General features: G+C 42.9%; 20 protein-coding genes. All 20 read right to left on the reverse strand.

Going from position 1 to position 21,913, the window contains the following annotated elements; translation table 11 throughout:
* Complete coding sequence (locus GOP56_RS14700) at positions 1-1,167, reverse strand: NADH-quinone oxidoreductase subunit C (RefSeq protein WP_163245935.1); 1,167 nt, start codon at positions 1,165-1,167, stop codon at positions 1-3.
* Positions 1,164-1,682: a NuoB/complex I 20 kDa subunit family protein gene (locus GOP56_RS14705; protein WP_003334257.1), complete on the reverse strand. Its 519-nt coding sequence runs from the start codon at positions 1,680-1,682 to the stop codon at positions 1,164-1,166. The genes GOP56_RS14700 and GOP56_RS14705 overlap by 4 nt, the downstream gene beginning before the upstream one ends.
* The gene (locus GOP56_RS14710) at positions 1,673-2,044 is read right to left on the reverse strand and encodes an NADH-quinone oxidoreductase subunit A (protein ID WP_003334256.1); all 372 of its coding nucleotides are present in this window, start codon (positions 2,042-2,044) and stop codon (positions 1,673-1,675) included. Before GOP56_RS14710 ends, GOP56_RS14705 begins: the two co-directional genes overlap by 10 nt.
* A 263-nt stretch (positions 2,045-2,307) precedes the next feature.
* Positions 2,308-5,601, reverse strand: coding sequence for a S8 family serine peptidase (locus GOP56_RS14715; RefSeq protein WP_163245936.1), 3,294 nt, complete (start codon positions 5,599-5,601; stop codon positions 2,308-2,310).
* A gap of 225 nt (positions 5,602-5,826) precedes the next feature.
* A complete protein-coding gene (locus GOP56_RS14720; protein WP_003334254.1) occupies positions 5,827-6,573 on the reverse strand; it encodes a DUF6042 family protein in 747 nt (248 codons plus the stop codon).
* A gap of 150 nt (positions 6,574-6,723) precedes the next feature.
* Entirely contained in the window at positions 6,724-7,128 is a 405-nt protein-coding gene (locus GOP56_RS14725; RefSeq protein ID WP_003334253.1) for a F0F1 ATP synthase subunit epsilon, read from the reverse strand.
* Between the two features lie 25 nt (positions 7,129-7,153).
* Entirely contained in the window at positions 7,154-8,563 is a 1,410-nt protein-coding gene (atpD, locus tag GOP56_RS14730) for a F0F1 ATP synthase subunit beta (RefSeq protein ID WP_003334251.1), read from the reverse strand.
* Between the two features lie 51 nt (positions 8,564-8,614).
* Positions 8,615-9,481, reverse strand: a complete 867-nt coding sequence (atpG, locus tag GOP56_RS14735) for an ATP synthase F1 subunit gamma (protein WP_003334250.1) — start codon at positions 9,479-9,481, stop codon at positions 8,615-8,617.
* A gap of 76 nt (positions 9,482-9,557) precedes the next feature.
* Positions 9,558-11,069 (reverse strand): F0F1 ATP synthase subunit alpha, encoded by a 1,512-nt coding sequence (gene atpA, locus GOP56_RS14740; protein WP_003334249.1) that lies wholly within the window; start codon positions 11,067-11,069, stop codon positions 9,558-9,560.
* 29 nt (positions 11,070-11,098) lie between these two features.
* Positions 11,099-11,626 (reverse strand): F0F1 ATP synthase subunit delta, encoded by a 528-nt coding sequence (locus tag GOP56_RS14745; protein WP_003334248.1) that lies wholly within the window; start codon positions 11,624-11,626, stop codon positions 11,099-11,101.
* Entirely contained in the window at positions 11,623-12,126 is a 504-nt protein-coding gene (gene atpF / locus GOP56_RS14750; RefSeq protein WP_003334247.1) for a F0F1 ATP synthase subunit B, read from the reverse strand. The genes GOP56_RS14745 and atpF overlap by 4 nt, the downstream gene beginning before the upstream one ends.
* 117 nt (positions 12,127-12,243) lie before the next feature.
* Positions 12,244-12,465 (reverse strand): F0F1 ATP synthase subunit C, encoded by a 222-nt coding sequence (gene atpE, locus GOP56_RS14755; RefSeq protein ID WP_003334246.1) that lies wholly within the window; start codon positions 12,463-12,465, stop codon positions 12,244-12,246.
* A gap of 36 nt (positions 12,466-12,501) precedes the next feature.
* Complete coding sequence (gene atpB / locus GOP56_RS14760; protein WP_003334245.1) at positions 12,502-13,344, reverse strand: F0F1 ATP synthase subunit A; 843 nt, start codon at positions 13,342-13,344, stop codon at positions 12,502-12,504.
* A gap of 88 nt (positions 13,345-13,432) precedes the next feature.
* Entirely contained in the window at positions 13,433-13,795 is a 363-nt protein-coding gene (locus tag GOP56_RS14765; RefSeq protein WP_022586153.1) for an ATP synthase subunit I, read from the reverse strand.
* 11 nt (positions 13,796-13,806) lie between these two features.
* Positions 13,807-14,019 carry an AtpZ/AtpI family protein gene (locus tag GOP56_RS14770; RefSeq protein ID WP_022586152.1) on the reverse strand — a complete coding sequence of 71 codons (213 nt, stop codon included), beginning with the start codon at positions 14,017-14,019 and terminating at the stop codon, positions 13,807-13,809.
* Between the two features lie 120 nt (positions 14,020-14,139).
* Positions 14,140-15,330: an acetyl-CoA C-acetyltransferase gene (locus tag GOP56_RS14775; protein WP_163246860.1), complete on the reverse strand. Its 1,191-nt coding sequence runs from the start codon at positions 15,328-15,330 to the stop codon at positions 14,140-14,142.
* A 286-nt stretch (positions 15,331-15,616) separates the two neighbouring features.
* Complete coding sequence (locus GOP56_RS14780; RefSeq protein WP_163245937.1) at positions 15,617-18,349, reverse strand: phosphodiester glycosidase family protein; 2,733 nt, start codon at positions 18,347-18,349, stop codon at positions 15,617-15,619.
* 162 nt (positions 18,350-18,511) lie between these two features.
* Positions 18,512-19,678 carry a non-hydrolyzing UDP-N-acetylglucosamine 2-epimerase gene (gene wecB, locus GOP56_RS14785; protein ID WP_022586149.1) on the reverse strand — a complete coding sequence of 389 codons (1,167 nt, stop codon included), beginning with the start codon at positions 19,676-19,678 and terminating at the stop codon, positions 18,512-18,514.
* Positions 19,679-19,692: 14 nt separating this feature from the next.
* Positions 19,693-20,322 carry a uracil phosphoribosyltransferase gene (gene upp / locus GOP56_RS14790; RefSeq protein WP_003334238.1) on the reverse strand — a complete coding sequence of 210 codons (630 nt, stop codon included), beginning with the start codon at positions 20,320-20,322 and terminating at the stop codon, positions 19,693-19,695.
* A gap of 287 nt (positions 20,323-20,609) precedes the next feature.
* The gene (gene glyA, locus GOP56_RS14795) at positions 20,610-21,863 is read right to left on the reverse strand and encodes a serine hydroxymethyltransferase (RefSeq protein ID WP_371807970.1); all 1,254 of its coding nucleotides are present in this window, start codon (positions 21,861-21,863) and stop codon (positions 20,610-20,612) included.
* Between the last annotated feature and the right edge of the window lie 50 nt (positions 21,864-21,913).

Below are 21,913 nucleotides of genomic sequence, written 5' to 3' on the forward strand. Positions count from 1 at the left end.
TTATACCCCCTCATCAAAAGGCTCATAATCTTTACGCAACGGATGTCCAATCCACTCATCTGGCATCATGATTCTAACTAGATTGGGATGTCCTATAAAGTGGATTCCTAACAAATCATATGTTTCGCGCTCATTCCAATCTGCTCCTCGCCACACATCTACAACAGAAGCCACAGATGGTGCTTCACGCGTAGTTTTCACCTTAATGGCCAAGCTTTGCTGATGCGCATACGAGTACAAATGATAGTAGACTTCCATCCGGTCTTCATAATCGACGCCGTGTAGGTTGGAAAGGTAATCAAATTGTAAGCTTGACTCCTGCTTTAAAAAGAGTGCAATGTCTTGCCAAAGCTGATTTTTTATCGTCATGGTGGGAACTTCTTTTGATAAAGTGTTAACGTAGGATTCTTCGATGCTTTCTTTGCCAAATCTCTCTGTAATGATTTGTACAAAACGATCTAGGTAGGGTTGATTCTTTGAGGGGGGAACTTCTGCTGTTACAGTTTCTTCGCTTGTTTTCGCCTTTGCCGCCGCGGCTGCTGCCGCTTTTGCTTTCGCCGCTGCTACTGCTTTCGCTTTTTCTGCTGCTTTAGCCTTGGCATCTGTATCAGCCTCTGTTGGTAGTCCTGTGGTCACTTCTTCACTTGCTTGTGTATTTTTTTCTTGAATAGACTGCGCAGGGTTTTCTGTAGTCGTAGCGCCACTTTTAAGCTTTGCTTTTGCTGCCGCGGCCGCCTTCGCCTTTGCTGCCGCCGCTGCCTTTGCTTTCGCTGCTGCTTTAGCCTTGGCATCTGCATCAGCCTCTGTAGGTAGTCCTGCGTTCATCTCTTCACTTGCTTGTAAGCCCTTCTCTTGGACAGCCAGCTCCTCACTCGCTTCCGTCGTAATATTTCTTTCGAGCTTTGCTTTCGCCATCGCTGCTGCCTTGGCCTTTGCTGCTGCCGCCGCTTTTGCTTTCGCTATCGATTGTTCATCGGGTACGGAAGAACTAGAGGAGGGCTCATCTTGTGTCATTGTTTGTGTTGGAGGTTCGTTTGTTTCCTCATCAGCTACATTCGCTTCTGCTTGCTGTGCCAATTTAGCTTTTACAGCCGCCGCTTTTGCCTTCGCTTCCGCCACTGCTGCTGCCTTTTCTTCCGGTGTAGGCTTTCTTTTTTCTTCACTCATTGCTGATCCACCCGCTTTCCGGTCTTTGCTTCATAGCGGATTTTTTCTTGCAATTTATTAATACCATAGATCAACGCAACTGGACTTGGCGGGCAACCTGGAATATAAACATCGACAGGGCATATTTGATCAACACCCTTTACTACACTATACGATTTAATATAGGGACCACCCGCCGTAGCACAGGAACCCATGGCAATAACCCATTTTGGCTCTGGCATCTGATCATACAAGCGTCTTAATAATGGCGCCATTTTTTTGGTTACTGTTCCAGCCACAATCATCACATCTGACTGTCTAGGAGAAGGGCGAAAAATGACGCCGAATCGATCTAGGTCATAGTGAGAACCGCCTGTCCCCATCATTTCAATCCCACAACAGGCTAATCCAAACGTAAGCGGCCATAGCGAGTTGCTTCTTACCCATCCTTTTAATGTCTCTAAACTCGTAAACAGAACATTCCGATTTAATTCTTCCTGTAAATCTGGTTCGATGCTTTTCAAATCTAATTCCATTCAAGCACCTTCTTTCTCCATGCGTACAACAGTCCAATAATCAGAAGAACAATGAAAATACACATTTCCACGAGAGCAAAAAGCCCTAATTCATTAAAAGCTACTGCCCACGGATACAAAAACAACGTTTCTACATCAAAAATAACGAACAGTAGAGCAAAGATATAATACTTTACGTTAAAACGAACCCAACTGTCTCCAATCGGGATATTTCCGCTCTCGTATGTTGTTTGCTTTTCAGCGCTCGGTTTATTAGGACGTAATAAAGGCCCAATGATGCTTACCGTGGCAACTGGAAGCAAAACACCAAGAAGCAGAAAGATGGCTACAATCACATAATTGTTTGCATAAATAGCATCCATCTTATTTCCCTCCATTGTGCTGTAGGTCTTCGAATTTCTTCATAATTATAGCAAATCAGTACATTTCTGTACAACGAAAGCCCTTACAAAAACTCAGACTTTTATTAGCCTACGTACATTTATATACTTATTTTATCAGATTTTTGTTTATTTTATGAAAAAAATATTACGCGAATAAAATATAAGGGTCTTACCTGCAGCAGAGATGTGCAGGTAAGACCCTTTGTTACTTGGAGTTAGTTCCTCCTAAACATGCAACTGTCTTACTGAACAGTAGGTTCGGCCACTTGTTGCTCAGTTTGTTCAGCTTGCTGCTTAAGTTGCTGCTCAACTTGTTGTTCAACTTGTTCTTCTACTTCGCTTGGAGCAGGAAGTCTACCTTTTCCTTTTCCCTTACCTTTATTCGGTTGCAGCACTACATCTACAACGACTGCCTTTTTAATCGAAGGCACCTTTACAGAAGATACATAAACGGTAAGATATACTGGCTTTTTCTGTTTTTTCTTTGGCAATTTTACTAGGAAGCCATCGTTGTCGATCAAATCAGGGTTAGAGCTTTCTACCACTTTATAAGTAATTTCATCTGTTTCATTCGGTAGCTTCAACACTTGCTTATTCAATTCGCTTACATTGACAATCTTTGCAGAGAAATCATCGGCTGCTTCGTTAACTAATTCCCTGATGTCTTCACGGTCTTCTTCATCAACTGGACCTTGAATGGAAATAGCACTCCAAGCCTCATATTTAATTTTTATATCTTCCTCTTTTTCAACTGGATTCTCTGGATCATACTGATATCCAAAGATTCTTACTTTATATTTTCCGTTTTCCGGCTTAGTCAGTTTACCAGTTTTTGTACTTACATATTCCCCAGTTAGGTTTTTAAAGGAAAGCTTTCCTGGTTTCAATAACTGAAGATTTCCTTTTTTGTCTGTCTTCTTCTCTACAGCCATTGTACCTAGCTTCTCGTCATTTAGACCCCAAATCTGTAGCTCAATGAGATTAATATCCTTTGCCTGCAAGTCGGCAGATGCAGAGAAAGTGAGTGAATCCGGATTAACCTGAGTGCTGGAGAGCTTAAAGCTATCAAAACCGAATTTGTTTTCTTCTCTTTCATCACCTACATGAATAACAAACGGCAGATGCAAGTCAGGGTGTCCATCCTGGCTCTTCAGACGAACTTCACCTTCATATACGCCGTCCTTTACTTTTTTCTTAGCCTCTATCTGCAAATTAAATTGTAAGGACTTTCCAGCTTTTACGGTGAAGTCATCCTCTGACAGCTTCACTTTCAGGTTGTCCACATTAGTAGTTGTCGCTGGTTTCCCTGGTACAGATGTTACCTTTTCGTGCATAATAACTTCTGCTTCGTATTCAACCTCTTCATCGGAAGTATTTTTTAATTGAAGAGTTCTAACTAACGGTTTTTTCATGTCTCTGGAAACTAAGCCAAAGCTAACATTTGTTCCGTAGTTGGTAACATACTTTTCATTCATGTTTTTATCTAGGATTTTGGTCTTTTCAACTGTTTGTAGCAGAGCTGGTGTTTTTAGCGCTGCCAAACCATCTACACGACCAGAGCCTTGGGAATACACATCATATAGAACACCATTGCCATCCTTGATTTCAACAGCAGTATTAGCCATAGCCGCCTTTACATCAAATGGCGTCCAATCTGGGTGAGCCTGTTTTAAAAGCAATACCAGACCTGCTACATGCGGTGTCGCCATACTTGTACCGTTTAGGCGTTGGTATGCATGATCGTAATTCGCATCTGGGAAATCCTTTTTCCATGTTGGCTTAGCTGACAGGATACTTACCCCTGGAGCCGAAACATCTGGCTTAATTGAGTACTCATCATCCATAGCTGGTCCACGCGAACTAAAGTCAGCCATTAGATCGCCTTTTTCTTCCGTCTTAGGATACTCGCTGCTAAACGTAATGGTAGCTTTGCTTGGATCAGCTTGAATTAGCTTCACCAATTCACGGCCTTCTTTTCCTTTCATATCAAAGGTAGGAATTGCATCCATTTGATCGCCAAGATAGGAATTAAAGTAATCGTCACGGCCTACCGGATCTGGATCTGCAATGCCGTCTCCATTTGCATCATTGCCATTATAAATAATAATCGCTTTTGCTCCCGCTTTTTTCGCACTGGAGATCTTTTCCACAAAGGCTACTCCACCGCGTGAAACTAAGACCACTTTGCCCTTCACATCTACTTTAGCAAAATCAGAATTCATTCCTAGGTTAGCAAATACAAGCGGGAGGGCATCTGTACCCACTATCTTCGCAAAATCATTTAGACCTGTTTCATAACTTGCTACTTTAAATTCATAGTTTTTACCGAAGGAGGTAGTAGCTGTACTGGTATACAGCTCTACTGGTGGCGTAGTTGCTCCTACAGAAATAACTAACTTAGCTCCTGCTGGAGATCCGGCTGTATAATAATATTGATTTGGATTATTATTAGCAGCATTTCCGTTAGCTACCACTGGAATAACCCCAGCCAATACAGCATTATTTAATGCGATAGCATCAGGTGAGTCAGGGCTCTTTTCCAAATCAGAGCCTAACGACAAATTGATAACATCCATGCCATCTTTAACAGCACGTTCAATTCCATCAATTACTTGAGCCGAGCTTCCGCCATGTCGTCCTAATACACGGTATGAATAAAGGTCAGCCTCATAGGCAATTCCACGAACATGAACATCGGATGTTTTATTGGAAGCTCGTCCCACAATTGTGCCGGCTACGTGAGTACCGTGATGTGAGCCTTTATAACCTTTCCCCTCTGGATCTTCTTCAACTGGGATTGGCTTTTGCTCATATGGGTCATCATCATCGTCGTAGGAGTCATAACCACCCTTATAGGCATCCTTTAAGTCAGGGTGCAAATAGTCCACACCGGTGTCAATAACACCTACTTTTAAGCCTTTTCCCGTGTAGCCTAGCTTCCACATCTCAGGTATTTTCATTGCTTTCAGAGGGTTCGCGTCATAATGTCCCGGTGGTAGCTCGGCTGCCTCAGATACAACCTCTACCTCTGGTTGGGAATAGTAGTTAATGTTGTTATAAACAGCTTTTACATTAGGCAGTTCAGCCAGCTTAGGGATTTCATTTGCAGGCAGAGTCACTACCATTCCATTAAATACTTCTTCAAACCTCTTCTCGATATCTACATCAAGGCCCTTGTCTTCAATAAGTCCTTCAAAATCATCCTGATCATCAGATACTAGTGAACGGGCTTCTCTTTCAGAACTTTTCGACTTTCCTTTCGTTACAACAACTGGGTCAGCTTTTAATTGGACAATAACCGTGACCATTTTAGAAGACTTGGTATCCAAAGCAGGAGATATGTACGCAGGGCCAGTAGAAACTTCCTCATCAGTTTCTCCCGTTACCTTTGCCTTTGTTAACTCGTTAACGTCTAATAGGGCGTCCAATTCTAAACCTTCTTTTGGAGTCGCCGCCATAACATTATACGGGATAACTCCTAGCAACAAGCTAGTAGCTAGTGCTATTGATGTAATCTTTTTAGGTTTTCGTAACAACGATGATCCCTCCTAAAAATAATAAATTTTTAAAAAATATAATGGCATACTGAGTTTTCTAAAAAATCAGTACATATTAATTTCTCTATATTTTTCTTTATTCCTTTAGGCCTAAAGTCATGTTTTTACAAAATTTAAAAAAACTGCCCTTCCGTATAATTGTCTATACGTTAAAGGGCAGTCATTTTTAATTTTTTATGGTAAAATTTGTATTTTGAATAACGTCTATTGAAGAGCTTGCGGATTATCTGTACCCAAGAAATCCTCGTAAATACGCTCCCATACCACTTTGAATTCCATTTTTTCATTATCCGGAATTTCTTGGAAACGTTCAATCGGCTCTTCTAGGTATGGTGTTAATTTGATCAAGACTTCTGTTAGCATATTATCGTTAATGCCTCCTAGAATTTCCTTGATCTCATTTTTGGATAACGAGAATTCATTCTCTTCTTTTTCATGTAGATACATTACTAACTGGCTAAATACTGGATGAATCAACGACTCCAAACGAATGTGATACAAAGCGAACATTTCATCATCACGAAGCTCGAATGTATCTACTACTTCTGGGAAGGGATCTACTGGTACATCTAGGCTTGTTCCTTTATCAATTACTAGTCCCCACTTAATGAACATATCTAACGCTTCCTGAGCTGTTGCCGGATACTCATAGTTAGAACGCTTCAAAAAGTTAGCGTACTTCTCCAATAGAGCCACATAGTTTTCATAGTTCTCTTCGTCATGGAATTTATTTTTATCCAATGTATCGAAAGTTCCTTCCAATGCTCTAGTAGAATAGATGGACTTTAACATTTCTTCTTTTGTCTCTAGCTTGCTCACCGCATAGCAAACGGCTTTAAATAATACGTTCATCTCATGAGAGAACACGGTGCTCCAGCCATGCATATCATAGCCTTTCGGAATAATAATATCGTCGCTACCTTTTGTGCGAAGATCTTGTATCGTTTGCATATTACACTCTCCTTATCCACAACTGCGTTTCACAGAGTACCTCTTAGTAATCCTCAAGTACATTAGGTTTATTATACACATAACTAGAGGCAGATTTCCAACTTCCAAAAGAAAATCCCCAAGCATATTAAAATGCCTGGGGATTTTCGCTTACTTGTGGCGTGCCACATCTAAACGTACAACTGCGCGTTGTAGGGCATACTCAGCGCGATGAACGTCAAGATCTGGAAACTTCTCATTGAGACGTTTTTCGGCACGTTGTTTTGCTAATTCTGCACGAGCTGCATCAATGTCTGTTGATTGCTCTGCTGCTTCTGCTAAAATCGTTACCTCTTGGCCGCGAACTTCCATGAAGCCGCCGCTAACTGCGATTACGGTCTCTTTGTCGCCTTCTTGCTTAATCCGAACAGGAGCAATTTTTAACGGAGTCACTAGCGGCGTATGGTTAGGAAGAATACCTAACTCACCTTCAACGCCTCGTGCAATGACCATTGTGGCTTCTCCGCTATAGACAACCCGTTCAGGAGTAACGATCTCTATTACCATTTTGCTCATTACCGTCTCCCCTTTCAGGGTTGTCTTACTTCATGTTCTTTGCTTTTTCAACTGCTTCTTCAATCGTACCTACAAATAGGAAAGCTGACTCTGGCAAATCATCATGTTTACCATCAAGAATTTCTTTAAAGCTACGAACAGTCTCCTTAACTGGTACATATTTACCAGGGAATCCAGTAAATTGTTCAGCAACGTGGAAAGGCTGGGACAAGAAACGTTGTACACGACGTGCGCGCGCTACGGTTTGTTTGTCCTCATCGCTCAACTCATCCATACCTAGGATCGCGATGATATCTTGCAATTCCTTATAACGTTGTAGGATTGTCTGTACGCCACGAGCTACTTCATAGTGTTCTTGACCTACAATGTCAGGTGCTAGTGCACGAGAAGTAGAAGCTAGCGGGTCAACCGCTGGATAGATACCCAACTCGGAAATACCACGATCCAGGTTAGTTGTTGCATCCAAGTGAGCAAACGTAGTAGCAGGTGCTGGGTCAGTATAGTCATCCGCTGGTACGTAGATCGCTTGAATAGAAGTAACAGAACCTTTTTTCGTGGAAGTGATACGCTCTTGCAAGCTACCCATTTCAGAAGCAAGTGTTGGTTGGTAACCTACCGCAGATGGCATACGTCCAAGAAGGGCGGATACCTCAGAACCAGCTTGCGTGAAACGGAAAATGTTATCGATGAACAGAAGTACGTCACGGCCTTCTTCATCACGGAAATACTCAGCCATTGTAAGACCAGTCAGTGCGATACGTAGACGTGCACCTGGTGGTTCGTTCATTTGTCCAAATACCATCGCTGTTTTAGCGATAACACCGGAATCCTTCATTTCGTGGTAAAGGTCATTACCCTCACGAGTACGCTCACCTACACCAGCGAATACAGAGATACCGCCGTGCTCTTGCGCGATGTTATTGATCAATTCCTGAATTAGTACGGTTTTACCTACACCCGCACCACCAAATAGACCAATTTTACCACCTTTTACGTATGGTGCTAGCAAGTCAACAACCTTGATACCTGTTTCTAGGATCTCAGTAGAAGTTGCTTGGTCTTCATAAGCAGGTGCTTGACGGTGAATCGGATCACGACGAGGAACATCGTTCATTTCTACTTCGTCGATTGGATCGCCTAATACGTTAAATACGCGGCCCAATGTAACTTCACCTACAGGTACAGAAATTGGTGCACCTGTGTCGATTGCTTCGATACCACGGATTAAACCGTCTGTAGAAGACATCGCAACTGTACGAACTTGGTTATCTCCCAAATGAAGCGCAACTTCACATACTAGATCAATGTCGCGTTCCCCGGAGCTTTGTGCTTTATAAGAAATTTTGATCGCATTATAGATAGCAGGCAGGTGACCATTGTCGAATTCAATGTCAACAACCGGTCCCATTACCTGAACTACGCGCCCTTTCGCCATCTTAAATCTTCCCTCCTAAAAGCTAATTGGAAGCCTTTATAACTGTCTTTGTTATACTTGTGAGTTCGCACCCGCAACAATCTCGGAGATTTCTTGCGTGATGGCTGCCTGACGAGCACGGTTATAGAAGAGTGTCAAACGATCGATAATATCAGATGCATTATCAGTCGCATTACCCATCGAGGTCATACGCGCTCCGTGCTCTGAAGCTTTCGCATCCAATACAGCACTATAGATTAGCGTTTCTGCATATTTTGGCAAAAGCACTGCGAGAACCTCTTCTGCAGAAGGCTCATAATCATAGTTAACTGTAGAGGCCTGTGAATCCGATTCAATTGATTGAAGTGGCAACAGGCGTTTCACCTGTGGAACTTGCGAGATAGCAGATTCAAATTCGTTATAGCAGAGATAGAGTTCGTCGATCTGTTCTTCCGCATATAATTTAACTGCTGTGTACGCAATTTGCTTAATGTCAGAAAAACTAGGGTTTTCCGGCATTCCAACTACCTCTTCAATAACAGGATAGTTACGTTTCACAAAGAAATCGCGGCCTTTGCGTCCGATAACAAAGATCGCATACTCATCTTTAGATTTATGCTTTTCGTTAGCCGCCTGAAGAACCTTACGGATGATATTCCCGTTATATCCTCCTGCGAGTCCACGGTCAGAAGTAATTACGATATATCCTGTCTTCTTCACCGGACGGGTTTGAAGCATCGGATGTTTAAAGCCAGTGCTTCCTGCGGCAATACTTGCTACTACCTCTTGAACCTTTTGAGCATACGGGCGAGCCGCTTGCGCTTGGTCTTGGGCACGGCGAAGTTTTGCAGTAGACACCATCTTCATCGCTTTCGTGATCTGACGCGTGTTTTTAACGCTTTTTATACGTCGTTTTACTTCACGAATACCTTGAGCCACTCATTTTCACCACCTTGGGAAATGCATGCTGAATTCTTCTGAACCCAGCATGCACAAAATCTATCGATGCCGAAGATTAACGGCTTGGAGCAAAGCCTTTTTTAAACTCTTCGATCGCTGCTCCTAATTCTTTTTCATCCGGTAATTCGTTTGTTGTACGGATATGTTCGAACAACTGTGGTTTATTGGAGTCGATGAAGGCAAGCAATTCTTTTTCGAAACGACGAACGTCTTCCACAGCAATTTCGTCTAGGAAGCCTTTTGTCGCAGCGAAGATAGAGATAACTTGCTTTTCAACAGGCATTGGTTGGTATGAAGGTTGTTTTAGGATTTCAACAACACGCTCACCACGAGTCAAACGAGCTTGTGTTGCTTTATCCAAATCGGAACCGAACTGCGCAAACGCAGCCAACTCACGATATTGTGCCAAGTCCAAACGAAGTGGACCAGCTACTTTTTTCATTGCTTTAATCTGTGCGGAACCACCTACGCGGGATACGGAGATACCTGCGTTAACCGCTGGACGTTGACCTGCGTTAAACAAATCGGTTTCCAAGAAGATCTGTCCATCTGTGATGGAGATAACGTTCGTTGGAATGTACGCAGATACGTCAGAACCTTGAGTCTCGATGAAAGGAAGTGCTGTTAGAGAACCAGCTCCTAGTTCATCAGATAATTTGGCTGCACGCTCTAACAAGCGGGAATGCAAGTAGAATACGTCACCAGGGTATGCCTCACGACCTGGAGGACGACGAAGCAATAGGGACAACTCACGATAAGCTGCCGCTTGTTTAGATAAGTCATCATAAATACATAGGACATGTCCGCCCTTGTACATGAAGTACTCACCCATTGTTACACCCGCATAAGGAGCTAGATACAGCAATGGAGCTGGATCAGAAGCTGTAGCGGAAACAACGATTGTATAATCAAGAGCACCATGCTTACGAAGTGTTTCAACTACGCCAGCAACTGTTGATTGCTTTTGACCAATGGCAACGTAGATACAAATCATGCCGTTACCCTTTTGATTGATGATGGTATCCAAAGCAACAGATGTTTTACCTGTTTGACGGTCACCGATGATCAACTCACGCTGACCACGACCGATCGGTACCATGGAGTCAATAGCTTTAATACCTGTTTGCAATGGCTCATGAACGGATTTACGTGCCATTACACCAGGAGCATTGTTTTCGATAGGACGGAATTCCGTAGTCGCAATTGGACCCAATCCGTCAATCGGTTGACCAAGTGGGTTAACTACGCGACCTAATAGCGCTTCCCCTACTGGTACTTCCATTACACGGCCAGTACGTTTAACCGTGTCACCTTCTTTAATGTCACGGAAAGCTCCAAGGATAATTACCCCTACGTTATCGCTTTCCAAGTTGAGTACCATACCCATAACGCCGTTTTGGAACTCAAGAAGCTCACCGGCCATTGCTTTTTCCAAACCATGTACGCGCGCAATACCGTCACCAACAGTGATAACCGTACCTACGTCAGCGATTTCGATCTCAGCTTTATAATTAGCGATGCGCTCTTTGATGAGCGAGCTAATTTCTTCAGGTCTGATTGCACTCACTTACGATTCACCCCATTCAACCCAGCGTCTTATATTTGATGCGCAAAATGCTCTAATTTCGTTTTCAAGCTACCGTCATATAAACGATCGCCAATCTTCACAACGACTCCACCAATAATAGTAGGGTCTATTACGCTTTCGAAGCGTAGCTTTTTATTCAGCATTTGACCAAACTGAATAGCAAGCTCTTCTAATTCTTCCTGGCTCAGTGGTTTAGCTGTAGTAACAACGGCATCCGCAAAGCCACGTTTATCGTTGGCCATTTCTACGTATGCTCTGGTTATTTCTGCGAATTCACTTTCACGTTTGTTGTCTACTAACGCAAAAAGAAAGTTGATTACTTCCTGCGAAGCTTTTCCTTTGAAAAGCTCCTCCAGCAACTCTTTCTTAGAAGCAACGGCAATACGAGGATGCGTAAATAATTTATGGAAGTCAGGTACCTGTTTTAATGCTTCAGCAAGGTCTTTTAACTCACCTTCAATTTGATCAATGAGTCCACGCTCTTCTGCAATCTCAAACAGAGCACGCGCGTAACGTTTTGCTAATGCTCCACTCATAAGCGATCCCCTACTTGTTTCAGGAACTGATCAATCGTGGATTTTTGTGTAGCTTCGTCCAATTCTTTTTCAATAATTTTAGAAGCCAACATAACAGATAGACTTGCCATTTGCGTACGTAGTTCTTCTTTAGCTTTCTCTGTCTCGCGAGCAATTTCTGCACTTGCTTCCGCTTTCAGACGAGCCGCCGTTTCTTCTGCCTCTTTCTTAATACGCGCTTCTTCTTCTTGTGCTTGACGAGTTGCACGCTCAATTAGAGCTTTTGTTTCTTGACGAGCTTCTTCTAACAAGCGGCGCTGTTCAGCTAGTAGTCCTTCCGCTTCTTTACGGTTACGTTCTGCTGCTTCAATTTCTGATGCAACGTATTGACGACGTTTTTCCATGATTTGTGTTATAGGGCCAACTGCAAATTTCCTAACAACTAAAAGAAGTATCAGGAATGCGAGTACTTGAAAGAGCATCGTGCCCCCTTCAAGGGTTACCGCTCCAAACTCTAGCATGCTATTCACTCCTTCCTGGTTCAGAAGAGTATTTTAAGTAAAGATAAAAAATCAATGATCTTTTACTGTTGCATAAACAAGGCGAAGGCCTAGCCTGCTAGCCTTCGCCCCGTAAAATTACATTTGGGAGTAAAGAATGAAACCAACCGCAACCGCGATGATAGGCACCGCTTCAACAAGACCTACCCCTAGAAGCATAAGACCCATCAAGCTACCACGAGCTTCTGGTTGACGTGCAACACCTTCAATTGTGCGAGAGATAACTAGTGAGTTACCGATTGCTCCACCTAATGCAGCTAAACCAAAGATAATACCGATTGCTAAAGCCAAAGTATTCATTAAAATAATCCTCCTCAAGTTTCTGTTGATTAAAAATTAGTGACCATCATTCGTTTTCTGCGAAATATATATGATTGTAAGGGTCGTGAAGATATAAGCTTGAACTGCCCCTACGAAGACGGAATAACCAAGCCACGCTAATAATGGGATACTACCAATAAAGACACCGGTGCTCATTAAGAAGGCAATCAAAACTTCCCCGGCAAAAATGTTACCAAATAAACGGAGTGGAAGTGTTAATGGCTTAATAACCAGTTCTTCAAGGATATGGAGTGGGTTAAGAAAATGCTTTAGGTACGTACCTAGCCCATGACGTCGAATATCCACGTATTGAGAGTAAAGAAGGATAGTAAGCGCCAGCGAGAAGGTCACACTTGCAGCAGCCGTTGGAGACTTCCACCATGCGATGTGTATGCCATGGCCACCTGGTTCAAGTGCATGTTCCACTTTTTCGATTTTCTTAGCCTGAGCCTCAGGAGTCCCAGAAATCGTCAACATCTCAACAACTTGTTCGTTAACTACCTTATTTTGAGCAGGGTCGTTGTGATGCAGCGTAACTACGTTAAGACCTAGCCCTAACCAGTTCCCTAGAATAATATAGAGAAAAACTGTTACAGCAAGTGTAATAAACCTTGCAGCCGTTTTTGCATCCATAACCGATCTTGCCAAGTTATTGATGAAATCGACAATCCACTCTAGAAGGTTTTGTCTTCCACCTGGAACACCTGTCGTTAATTGACGAGATAAAACAACCAGTAGGACAAAAACCAAAATAGCTGTCAACGTAATCATAAGCATGGTCGGAATATCGAATACGAGTCCACCGAGCTTAAATTTTAATGACCAATGATCCAAAATTTGTTCACCCCTTTCCCTCAAAAAATACTTCCTTAGTCAACCTTTTAAGAGCTTACTCTTTATTCTACCTCTTAACTTGTTGAAAAACAGTTAACAAATATTGAACTAATCATCTATTTTTAAGATTGTAATACACAAAAATAATCGAAAACACTTGAAATACTAGCAGTCCAATAATAACTCCCATAATTTGAAACAATTCTGGAAATCTTAGGGCTATAAAAACTGCTATAATTGTAACTGCAAACCTCTGCACCATTCCTATTCCCTTGGTTTTTCCTATATTACCAGTAATTTTCCATACCTTCAGATAAAGGAGAAGTCCATTGATAAGACTTGCAAAGCTACCCAACAGTAATGACTGAAAAAACAATCTATAATCAGGTAGGAGAAACCATAGAACCCCGATAAGGGCAATAGACCATAAAACACAGCGGATGATATTACGTACGGCAGTATAGAATGTTTGCATGTTACATCTCCCTACAGATAAGGACGTATCATTTGGTATACGCTTACAATACCTACGCCCAACCCTAGAAACAGCCCGACAATCATGAGCCAAGGAGCCGTATGTAACCATTCATCTAAATACTGTCCAAATAAGACTCCGGCTATGATACATATTGCTAGATCTGCTCCAATCATGCTTACTAATCCGATAGCTTTCCATGGGTTATTTACCTTTTTTGACAAGTTCGCTTCTCCCTTCAGACCAGAAATGGAAGAGCTTGGTTGACACCTTAACATATTAACGAAGATTTATCTACATTGTCAACTTGTCGAACTGTAGGACACAAACTTTTCACAATTTGTCTATATTATTTTGATTATTGTTGAAATTCCTTGACCGCCACCTATGCATAAGGTAGCTAGACCATAGCGAGAATCGCTTCGTTTCAACATTTCATGGACAAGACCAACCAGAACGCGAGCCCCGCTTGCTCCAATTGGATGACCAAGGGCAATCGCTCCACCGTTCACATTTAGCTTCTCTCGATCAAGGCCTAATTCCTTCCCAACCGCTATTGCTTGTGCCGCAAAAGCCTCATTGGCTTCAATCAGATCTATTTGATCTATAGAAAGCCCCGCCTTCTTTAGAGCCTTTTCTGTAGCCGGTACTGGGCCTAGTCCCATTACTTGCGGATTGACTCCAGCGCTTGCATTGGCAACTATTGCAGCTAAAGGCTTAATCCCCAGCTCTTCTGCCTTTGCATAAGACATTAAGACTAGTGCTGCAGCCCCATCATTAATTCCTGAGGCATTTCCTGCCGTGACGCTCCCGTCCTTTTTAAAAGCAGGTCGCAGTTTAGCTAATGCATCCACCGTTGCACCTGCTCGCGGGAACTCATCTTGCTCAAACAAAATAGCCTCTCCCTTTTTTTGCGGGATAGTGACAGGGACGATCTCATCTAAAAAACGTCCTTCTTGAATCGCTTTGTTTGCCTTTTGTTGGCTCCAAGCCGCAAATTCATCCTGTTCTTCTCGGCTTATCTGATAACGTTCGCAAAGATTTTCAGCTGTTATTCCCATATGATAGTCATTAAAGGCACACCAAAGCCCATCGCGGATCATGGAGTCTACGACCTTTTGATCACCCATGCGATACCCGTCTCTGGCCCCTTCTAATAAATAAGAAGCCTGACTCATATTTTCCATACCACCTGCAACTACCACATCTGCTTCTCCAGACACGATAGCCTGATAAGCTATATGTACAGCTTTTAATCCTGACCCGCAGACTTTATTAATAGTCAATGAGGGTTTCTCCTCACCAATGCCTGCTAGCATGGCCGCCTGACGCGTTGGGTTTTGCCCAAGTCCCGCCTGCAATACGTTCCCCATCACGACCTCGTCTACATGCTGTTTATCAAGACCTGCTTTGGCAAGTGCCGCTTCAATCACTACTGCTCCTAATCTGGTTGCGCTTACAGAAGATAACTTTCCTTGAAAACTACCGATGGCAGTGCGCACAGCACTGACAATAACTACATCGCTACCTTTCATCATATCCACTCCTTAAAAACATCAGATCGCAAGCTTTAGTTAGTTAATTTTGTCACTTGTGAATCTTCAGTCTTTTAATAACAATAATTAGTAACTAAGCTATATATTACCATATTTTTAAGGAGACAGATATCCCTTAGATTATTCTATTTATAAGTTTCCCATTATTACTATAGTAGAAATAACCAAAAAGTAAACAGGTAATTTTTAGAATGAAATCACATATTACAGTTTAATAGAAAAAAGCCGTCTTTGGCAGATAGCAAAAGACGGCTAAGTCCTTCCTTTATCGTTGAATCAAACGATACAAGGCGGCAACACAAACAGCGCGTGTGGTTGGGCTGTCAGGTTTAAAGCTTCCTTGGATTGGATCAATTAATCCTAGTCCTACTATATTTGAAACAGAGGCTGATGCCCATGAAGCAATTTGATTCTGATCCTTCAGCTTTACTTTTGGAGTAGCTTGCTGTTGCAGGATTCGATCCAGTATGATAGCTGCTTCTGCTCGTGTAACAGGCTGATCTGGACGGAAGGTATTATCCTTATACCCTTTCACCAATTCCATGGACACCGCTACCTGTACTGCACCTTGCGCATATGAAGGCACTTGATCTTTGAAGTTCAATTTAGGTTGGTTGGGTAGCTCCCAATTAAACACCCTAGCTAATAGCGCAACATATTGAGCGCGTGTTAATGGGACGTCTGGGCCAAATTTGTTAGCAGACAGCCCTTTTACAAACTCCTGCTCCGCCATATAAAGAATCTCTTTTTTATAAGGGTGGTTGGCAATATCGCTAAACTGTTGACCGTATGGTACCAACAGTGTCGCATCGTCCATATAGATGCTTCCCTTTTCCGGGCGCGATTCAGAGCCTTCAGGCAAATTAGCAATATAGATACTCTTCAGTTGTAGAGGATAAGCCGCATTTGATGGGAAGTAGCCTCTAAGCTGTTTCCAACCAGTCCAGTCTATCTCCTTGGCAAGATCAACATAATGTGTTTTGCCCTTGCTATCTATTACTTCAGCGCGAAGCCAGTGGTTACTGTTATCCCCATAAACCCACAAGCCCATACCAATAGGCTGTCCCGGAATCGCTATAGGAGCTACCCCCATTTTTCCATAGGCGAAACGGGTATTGGCAGATGATGCTCCGCTGAAATCATACGTTAATTTAGCAGATTTACCAGAACGATGCACTTGTTCACTTTGGAGCAAGAAGGAGCCCTTCGAAGTTAACCCTTCTGGATTTCCTGCAAACGAAATGCCGGCAATATTATCAAAATTGATCCATTGCTGCTCTGTAGCCCCTATTGTAATTGGTACCGTGGTCGATTTACCGTCATAAGATACAGTCAAGGTAGCTTGTCCTGTTTGTTCTCCAGCAACCAACTGCATTTGTTCATTAATATGTACAAGCTCATTGCTTACAGTGGTTGTAACAGATAATGGCGTTGCTGTGACCAACTGCCCTTTTTTCGTTTTGATTTTAATATCGAGTGGCAATGTTTGACCTGGCATTACGGTAAGTGGAGATGGCGATACCATCACCTGCTCTACCTCAGCACCACTAACGACATGAATATTTTTCTTCGTCTGAATTCCATTGACGCTAGCCGTAACAACAGATGTACCTGATTGACGAGCGATAAATGAGCTTCCTTCAAATGATCCAGAATCCCCATCTACTCCCCAAGAAATCTGGTTTGCGTCAATTTTATAAGGTAAATAGTGGTTGTCATATGCTTTGGTTCCAAATTGAATAGCCTGTCCAATTAGTGTTTCAGTAGGTCCTGTTAATTGGAATCCAGCCAAGTCCCCGGCAGGTGCCGTATTAAATACACCTAATCCCGTTGGAACACGACGTTCTACTCCCTGCATAGGGCGATTGGCCAATTTGGCTTCTGTTTCCCCTAGCATGCGAACGGCTAATGTTTGTGAACCACCGCCATCAAAATTGGCCGCCATATAAGAGCCAGCTTCAACCATGATCTGAGCAAATTCGACCAATGTTACCCCACGGCTGGCACTGCCTTGCTCTACACTTACAATGTAGAGTGTCTTTCCGTCTTTAGAGACGCCGACACCAGTCCGGGCTGTTTTCCCCATAACTGCTTTATCAGCGGAAATGTTAGCTACTTTTCCCTGATTAACTAGCAAAGCATGCCCCCCCACGGCTTGGGCCCACTCTTTTGAATTAGGAGTAGTTTGTGAATCTACAGTCACAGAAGAGCCTACAGGAAACTCTTGTTGCAAAAATTGAGCAGCTGTCCCGTGTCCCCATAAAACAAAGCCATCGGCAGGAATTGCCGCTCCAGGCTGATCCACTCGAACCTCAGTAGCTATGCCATTGCGAAAGACTACCTCAACCACACCTTTATAGCCTTTAATTGTCCCTAGACTGGTCTTCCCAAAGGCAGATGTATACATATTAAGCTGGTTCTCATGGCTTTTACCTGCTGAAGAAGAGTACTCTTCCTTATTAATTCCGCGCAGGCTCATGTTTTTACCGTTTTGCGAGGTAACCAGCCCCGTGAACCCAAATCGCTCAATAGCGGCTGTCTTATCCGCAGTTATCCCTAAGCTGTAGTAATACGGTAAATGTCCCATTGAAGAAATCGTTTGTCCATCTTTTACAACAATTCCGAATGGTGCACCACGTAGAGACATATTGAAAAAGTCGGCATTTACACCAACAACTGCTCCTGCTTCATTTGTCATTTTCGTAATGCTTTGTTTTTCTGTTACATGTCCATTTGTCCCGTAAATGGGCTTCACTTCTACGTATTCATTATTCAGATCGACTTTTGTTATGTAGATTTTGCTTTTCTGGTTTCCATAGACCTTTTCATAATGCGTTAAGATTGTACCTTCCCCAATTGGCGTTTGCCAAACCATTGTTAACGGTCCTACAGTCGCAGCTTCTACTACATAGGCAGGCAGCACAACAGGAATAATTGCCCCGCATGCTACAGTTGTAGCCAGCATTAACGACAGAAACCGAGCTGGCTTCTTTTTCATTATTGTTGAAACCCCTCTCCATTGGCTAAACTTTCTCTTTTTTCCTATCCATTACAATGTTTAGACGTAGCGAATCGCCCACAAGTTTCAGTTTTTTTTCGCGATTTTTATTTGCCACAAAAGGAAAAGAGACGTTCTGAAAAAACGCCTCTTTTATATGCTTTATTTAGATAATAACTTCTCTTGACTTGGTTGAAAAGAGACTGGGCGATCAGAAATGTAACCAAAATGGTACAGGATTGCTTTCACAATTCTTTCCGATGCCTTTCCGTCTCCATATGGATTTGCTGCTTGCGCCATTTGTTCATATGCCACTGAGTTGGTTAACAATTCATTTGCCATCTCATATACCTGTTGCTCATCTGTGCCTGCCAATTTCAACGTACCAGCCGCGATTCCTTCTGGACGCTCTGTGGTGTCACGCAAGACAAGTACCGGTACCCCAAGAGAAGGAGCTTCTTCCTGCACTCCACCTGAGTCAGTCAGAATCAAGTGAGCATGACGAGCAAAGTTGTGGAAGTCAAACGCATCTAACGGATCAATTAAATGGATACGATCATGGTTCCCCAAGAACTCTTGTGCCACTTCCTGCACCGCTGGGTTTAGATGCACAGGGTAAACCACAGCGATCTCTTCATGCTCATCTACCAATTTACGCACAGCTCGGAAGATACGGCGCATTGGATCACCTAGATTTTCACGACGATGGGCTGTCATCAACACCATCTTTTTGCCTGCTACCTTTTCCAAGACAGGATGCTGATAGTCAGACTTCACAGTTGTCTGTAATGCATCAATCGCAGTATTCCCCGTAATATAAATGGCTTGCTCTTGCTTGTTCTCGCGGCGTAAATTATCTGCCGATCCTTCTGTTGGTGAAAAATGAAGATCAGCCATAACTCCTGTCAGCTGGCGATTCATCTCTTCCGGGAATGGAGAATACTTGTCCCACGTACGAAGACCAGCTTCAACATGTCCGATCGCTACCTGATTGTAGAAGGAAGCCAAGCTTGCAACGAAGGTTGTCGTGGTGTCGCCATGTACGAGCACGATATCTGGTTGTGCCTCTTTGATCGCTTTATCCAAGCTTTCTAATGCACGGGTGGTGATGTCGATCAAAGTCTGACGATCCTTCATAATATTTAAATCCATGTCAGGCGTGATCTGGAAAATTTCCAGAACCTGATCCAACATTTGTCGATGTTGTGCTGTCACGCATACGATAGATTCAATCTGTTCTTTATGTTTTTTTAACTCGTGAACAAGCGGAGCCATCTTGATAGCCTCCGGTCTTGTCCCGAATACCGTCATTACTTTTATCTTTTTCATCAGCAAGACACCCCCTATTTCGTTCCGTATAAACGATCTCCGGCATCTCCTAGTCCAGGAATAATATAGCCATGATCGTCCAGATATTCGTCTACTTTCGCTACGAAGATATCTACATCTGGGTGTTCGTCTTGGATGACCTTAATTCCTTCGGGAGCAGCGATTAAACACATTAATTTGAGGTTCTTAGCACCACGTTTTTTCAGAGCTTCAATAGCAGCAACTGCCGAACCCCCTGTTGCTAGCATAGGGTCAATAACAATCAACTCACGCTCAGCAACATCGGATGGTAATTTTACATAGTATTCTACCGGTTGCAACGTTTCCGGATCACGATACAGCCCTACATGCCCTACTTTTGCGGCAGGAATTAATTTCAGTACACCGTCAACCATGCCTAATCCAGCACGCAAAATCGGTACGAGCCCTACTTTTTTACCTGCAATTACATTGGATTTACAAGTTGCTACTGGTGTTTGGATTTCTACCTCTTCTAAAGGCATATCTCTGGTAATTTCATACGCCATAAGAGTTGCTACTTCATCTACCAACTCGCGAAATTCTTTTGTTCCTGTATTTTTATCACGAATAAACGTCAACTTATGCTGAATCAAAGGATGGTCAAATACATATACACGGCTCATGTTAGTACCTCCGTTTCATTATTAGCAAATCCATTATGTACACGAAGCTCATGGCTCCTTGAAATAAGCTTTTCTTATCATAAAGGAGCAAAGCTATCACGTCAATTTGCCTGAAAATATTGACTTATATCTGATATCAATGTCGTGCGTTTGCTTCTCCCGCTAGTTTTCCCCCGCCTATATTGAAATATAAATAGGAAGAAACACACAGAAAAACAGGCCCTCTCCTCGTAAGGCAGGTGGACCTGTTTATTATTTATGGTTGTTTAAAAATAGTTTCTGAAAGATTAGATAGACAATCCTTCATACAGCGGGAACTTCTTGTTTAATGCGGCAACACGTTCACGAGCTTCTGCATGCTTAGCTTGATCCTCTGGATTCTTCAGGGTCAAAGCAATGATGCCAGCTACTTCCTTCATTGCCTCCTCATCAAATCCACGACTAGTAACCGCTGGCGTACCCATGCGTACACCGCTTGTTACAAACGGGCTAGCTGGATCAAATGGGATTGTATTTTTGTTTGTCGTAATACCTACTTCATCAAGAAGATGCTCTGCCACCTTACCTGTAAGCTCTAGATTTCGTACGTCTACTAATACTAGATGATTATCCGTACCACCAGACACTAGCTGTAATCCTTCCTCCTGTAGTGCCGCAGCAAAAGCACGAGCATTGTTGACTACACGCTGGGAGTATTCTTTAAATTCTGGTTGTAGCGCTTCACCGAAGGCTACCGCCTTTGCCGCAATGACATGCATCAATGGTCCACCCTGTATTCCTGGGAATACAGATTTGTCGATTGCTTTGGCAAACTCTTCCTTGCAAAGAATTAAGCCACCGCGCGGACCGCGTAATGTTTTATGTGTAGTGGATGTAACAAAATGAGCATGCGGTACTGGATTTTGATGTAAGCCTGCTGCGACAAGGCCAGCGATATGCGCCATATCAACCATGAGATAAGCTCCAACCTCATCCGCAATTTCACGGAACTTAGCAAAATCAATCTCACGCGGATACGCACTTGCACCAGCTACAATCAATTTTGGTTTGTGTTCTAATGCTTTTTCTCGAACGATCTCATAGTTAATCAGATGCGTCTCTTCATCCACACCATATTCAACAAAATTATAGAGAGTACCTGAGAAGTTAACGCTACTACCATGGGTTAAATGACCGCCATGGGATAAGTTCATGCCCAATACAGTATCTCCTGGCTGTAGAATGGTAAAGTAAACCGCCATGTTAGCTTGAGCGCCAGAATGCGGCTGTACGTTGGCATGTTCTGCACCGAAAATTTCCTTGACGCGATCACGTGCGATGTTTTCTGCAATATCCACATATTCACAACCACCGTAATAGCGGCGACCCGGATAACCTTCCGCATACTTGTTAGTAAGTACAGTCCCCATCGCTTCCATTACAGTACGACTAACAAAGTTTTCTGAGGCAATTAGCTCAATCTTGTCACGCTGGCGACCTAATTCCAAACGAATAGCTTCTGTAATTTGTGGATCTTTTTCTTTTAAGATATCGAACATCATCTTATCCCTCCCTGGTAATCTGCACTTCTATTTCGTTCACCATTGTATAT

The organism is Brevibacillus sp. 7WMA2, from assembly GCF_010748895.1.
In the GTDB taxonomy this organism is placed as follows: domain Bacteria; phylum Bacillota; class Bacilli; order Brevibacillales; family Brevibacillaceae; genus Brevibacillus_B; species Brevibacillus_B halotolerans.

What these genes read in the sequence shown, in the direction of transcription:
- GOP56_RS14775 (WP_163246860.1), bottom strand. Translation starts at nt 15,330, where the DNA reads ATGAAAGGTAGCGATGTAGTTATTGTCAGTGCTGTGCGCACTGCCATC.
- GOP56_RS14705 (WP_003334257.1), bottom strand. Translation starts at nt 1,682, where the DNA reads ATGGAATTAGATTTGAAAAGCATCGAACCAGATTTACAGGAAGAATTA.
- GOP56_RS14745 (WP_003334248.1), bottom strand. Translation starts at nt 11,626, where the DNA reads ATGAGTGGAGCATTAGCAAAACGTTACGCGCGTGCTCTGTTTGAGATT.
- atpF (WP_003334247.1), bottom strand. Translation starts at nt 12,126, where the DNA reads ATGCTAGAGTTTGGAGCGGTAACCCTTGAAGGGGGCACGATGCTCTTT.
- atpD (WP_003334251.1), bottom strand. Translation starts at nt 8,563, where the DNA reads ATGGCGAAAGGGCGCGTAGTTCAGGTAATGGGACCGGTTGTTGACATT.
- GOP56_RS14700 (WP_163245935.1), bottom strand. Translation starts at nt 1,167, where the DNA reads ATGAGTGAAGAAAAAAGAAAGCCTACACCGGAAGAAAAGGCAGCAGCA.
- glyA (WP_371807970.1), bottom strand. Translation starts at nt 21,863, where the DNA reads ATGATGTTCGATATCTTAAAAGAAAAAGATCCACAAATTACAGAAGCT.
- GOP56_RS14765 (WP_022586153.1), bottom strand. Translation starts at nt 13,795, where the DNA reads ATGCAAACATTCTATACTGCCGTACGTAATATCATCCGCTGTGTTTTA.
- GOP56_RS14710 (WP_003334256.1), bottom strand. Translation starts at nt 2,044, where the DNA reads ATGGATGCTATTTATGCAAACAATTATGTGATTGTAGCCATCTTTCTG.
- upp (WP_003334238.1), bottom strand. Translation starts at nt 20,322, where the DNA reads ATGAGCCGTGTATATGTATTTGACCATCCTTTGATTCAGCATAAGTTG.
- GOP56_RS14780 (WP_163245937.1), bottom strand. Translation starts at nt 18,349, where the DNA reads ATGAAAAAGAAGCCAGCTCGGTTTCTGTCGTTAATGCTGGCTACAACT.
- GOP56_RS14720 (WP_003334254.1), bottom strand. Translation starts at nt 6,573, where the DNA reads ATGCAAACGATACAAGATCTTCGCACAAAAGGTAGCGACGATATTATT.
- GOP56_RS14725 (WP_003334253.1), bottom strand. Translation starts at nt 7,128, where the DNA reads ATGAGCAAAATGGTAATAGAGATCGTTACTCCTGAACGGGTTGTCTAT.
- wecB (WP_022586149.1), bottom strand. Translation starts at nt 19,678, where the DNA reads ATGAAAAAGATAAAAGTAATGACGGTATTCGGGACAAGACCGGAGGCT.
- atpE (WP_003334246.1), bottom strand. Translation starts at nt 12,465, where the DNA reads ATGAATACTTTGGCTTTAGCAATCGGTATTATCTTTGGTTTAGCTGCA.